General features: G+C 60.9%; 2 protein-coding genes and 1 pseudogene. All 3 read left to right on the top strand.

Annotated elements, in window-relative coordinates; all coding sequences use genetic code 11:
* Positions 1-52: 52 nt before the first annotated feature.
* Entirely contained in the window at positions 53-1,312 is a 1,260-nt protein-coding gene (gene urtA / locus Q0S16_RS08615; RefSeq protein ID WP_295847072.1) for an urea ABC transporter substrate-binding protein, read from the top strand.
* A gap of 121 nt (positions 1,313-1,433) precedes the next feature.
* The gene (gene urtB, locus Q0S16_RS08610) at positions 1,434-2,360 is read left to right on the top strand and encodes an urea ABC transporter permease subunit UrtB (protein ID WP_295847069.1); all 927 of its coding nucleotides are present in this window, start codon (positions 1,434-1,436) and stop codon (positions 2,358-2,360) included.
* A 21-nt stretch (positions 2,361-2,381) separates the two neighbouring features.
* Positions 2,382-2,956 (top strand): annotated as a pseudogene (locus Q0S16_RS08605) (urea ABC transporter permease subunit UrtC); the annotation flags it as partial.

The following is a 2,956-nucleotide window of genomic DNA, read 5'->3' as shown; positions in this document are numbered from 1 at the left end:
TTCGGCAATTGTTGCCTCACCAATAGGCGCCCGAGCAACCAGTGGGGTACAAATGTCCGACGAGAAGAAACCAGGCCTAGACTCGCCACTCCGGCGAAAATTGCTGATGGGGATGGCCGCGCTGCCGGCCATGACCATGCTGCCGCGCCCGTCTTTCGCGCAGTCGCCCGCCACCTCGGCCGTCAACACCACCGGCCTGGCCGTTACCGACACCGAAGTCACCGTCGGCATCCTGCATTCCGCGACCGGCACGATGGCGATCTCGGAAACCGGCTCGATCGAAGCCGAGAAGCTGGCGATCGAGCAGATCAACGCCATGGGCGGCGTGCTCGGCCGCAAGATCAAGTTCATCCAGGAAGACGGTGCCTCGGACTGGCCGACCTTCGCCGAAAAGGCCAAGAAGCTGCTGGTAAACGACAAGGTCGCCGCCATCATGGGCTGCTGGACCTCAGCCTCGCGCAAGGCGGTGCTGCCGGTCGTCGAGCAGTATAATGGCATGCTGTATTACCCGACCTTCTATGAAGGCCTCGAGCAGTCCAAGAACGTGATCTATACCGGCCAGGAAGCCACCCAGCAGATCCTTGCCGGCATCAACTGGATCACCAAGGAGAAGGGTGCCAAGTCGTTTTACTTCATCGGCTCGGACTACATCTGGCCGCGCACTTCCAACAAGATCGCGCGCAAGCACATCGAGAACATGCTCAAGCTCAAGGTTGTGGGCGAAGAGTACTTCCCGCTCGGTCACACCCAGTTCAACTCGGTCATCAACAAGATCAAGCTGACCAAGCCGGACGTGATCTTCACCGACGTCGTCGGCGGCTCCAACGTTGCCTTCTACAAGCAGCTCAAGGCGGCCGGTATCGATCTCAACAAGCAGACGCTGCTGACCATCTCGGTCACCGAGGACGAGATCGACGGCATCGGCGGCGAGAACATCGCTGGCGCCTATGCCTGCATGAAGTACTTCCAGTCGCTCAAGAACGAAAATAACGCCAAGTTCGTGCCCGCCTTCCACAAGATGTGGGGTGAGAAGACCGTGATCGGCGACGTCACCCAGGCTGCGTATCTGGGGCCGTGGCTGTGGAAACTCACCGTCGAGAAGGCTGGCTCCTTCGACGTCGACAAGATCGCGGCGGCCTCGCCGGGGATCGAGTTCAAAGGCGCGCCGGAAGGCTACGTCCGGATCCATCCGAACCACCATCTGTGGTCCAAGACCCGCGTCGGCAAGGCCCGTCTCGATGGCCAGTTCGACGTGGTCTACGAGACCGCCGATCTGGTCGAGCCGGATCCGTTCCCCAAGGGCTACCAGTAAGAGCGCTACCAGCAAGAGCGCTACCAGCAGCTTCAGAGCTCCCTGCCGCGGACGACCTATCCGCGAAGACCTACCCCGCGTCGCTTGCGACGCGGGCCCTTTCCCCGACGGAGGATGAGCGATGTTCGGCGACTATTCGATTGGCGATCTCGGTGCCATTTTCGCGATGCAGGGCTTTGCCGGGCTGATCCTGTTTTCGGTCTACGTGCTGATGGCGCTGGGGCTGGCAATCATCTTCGGCCAGATGGGCGTTATCAACATGGCGCATGGCGAATTCATGATCCTTGGCGCCTACGTCACGTGGCTGACATCGAGCTTGTTCCAGACCTATTTGCCGTCGCTGTTCTCGGGCTACTTCTTCGTCGCCATGGTCCTGGCCTTCATCGCGTCCGGGGCGCTGGGAATGCTGGTGGAATGGGCGCTGATCCGGCATCTTTACAAGCGTCCGCTCGATACGCTGCTGGCAACCTGGGGCCTGAGCCTGATCCTGCAGCAGGCCTATCGCTCGATTTTTGGCGCCCACGAAGTCGGCGTCGAGCTGCCGCAGTGGATGATGGGCTCACAAAAGGTTACCGATACCATCGAAGTGCCGATCAACGGCATCTTCGTGATGTGCCTGACGCTGCTGATCACCATGGCGGTCGGCTGGATCATGTACAAATCGCGCTGGGGCCGCCAGGTCCGCGCCGTGGTCCAGAACCGCGTGATGGCGGGCGCCGTTGGCATCAATACCGAGCGGGTCGATTGCTACACGTTCGGACTCGGCTGCGGCATCGCCGGCATCGCCGGCTCCGCCTTCACCATGATCGGCTCGACCAGTCCGACCTCCGGCCAGCTTTACATCGTCGACACCTTTCTGGTCGTGGTGTTCGGCGGCGCCGCCAGCCTGGTGGGCACCATCGCCTCGGCCTTCACCATCTCGCAGGCGCAGTCGACGATGGAATTTTTCATGTCGGGATCGATGGCCAAGGTGCTCACACTGCTCGCCATTGTCGGCATCCTGATGCTGCGTCCGCAGGGGCTCTTCGCCCTCAAGGTCCGCAAGTAACAATCACAAGGGGCTCACGCCATGTCCGACAATGCACGCCTCGTGAATCGGTCCGAGTTCCTCGGTATTTTGGCGCTCGCGATCCTTCTCGTGGTGATCCTGCCGCTATGCCTCGACGTGTTCCGGCTCAATTTGGTCGCAAAATACCTGACCTACGCGTTTGTCGCCGTCGGGCTGGTAATTTGCTGGGGCTATGGCGGCATTCTCAGCCTCGGGCAGGGCGTGTTCTTCGGCCTCGGCGGTTACTGCATGGCGATGTTCCTCAAGCTGGAGGCTTCCAGCCCGGAGAACACCAAGATCCAGTCGACCCCCGGCATTCCGGATTTCATGGACTGGAACCAGATCACCGAACTGCCGCTGTTCTGGAAACCGTTTCACAGCCTGACCTTCACGGTGATCGCCATCATTGTGGTGCCGGCCTTCTTCGCCTTCATCATCGGCGCGGCGATGTTCAAGCGCCGCGTCGGCGGCACTTATTTCGCCATCATCACCCAGGCGGTCGCGGCGATCCTCACCATCCTGATCGTCGGCCAGCAGGGCTACACCGGCGGCATCAACGGCATGACCGATTTGCGCACGATGAACGGCTGGGACAT

The organism is Tardiphaga sp. (assembly GCF_025356345.1).
Lineage (GTDB): Bacteria > Pseudomonadota > Alphaproteobacteria > Rhizobiales > Xanthobacteraceae > Tardiphaga.
Note: the sequence above shows the minus strand (reverse complement) of the source record. Positions and strands in the feature narration are given on the sequence as shown.

Excerpts from the sequence above, each read along its gene's own strand:
- urtA (WP_295847072.1), top strand. The coding sequence starts at position 53 with ATGTCCGACGAGAAGAAACCAGGCCTAGACTCGCCACTCCGGCGAAAA.
- urtB (WP_295847069.1), top strand. The coding sequence starts at position 1,434 with ATGTTCGGCGACTATTCGATTGGCGATCTCGGTGCCATTTTCGCGATG.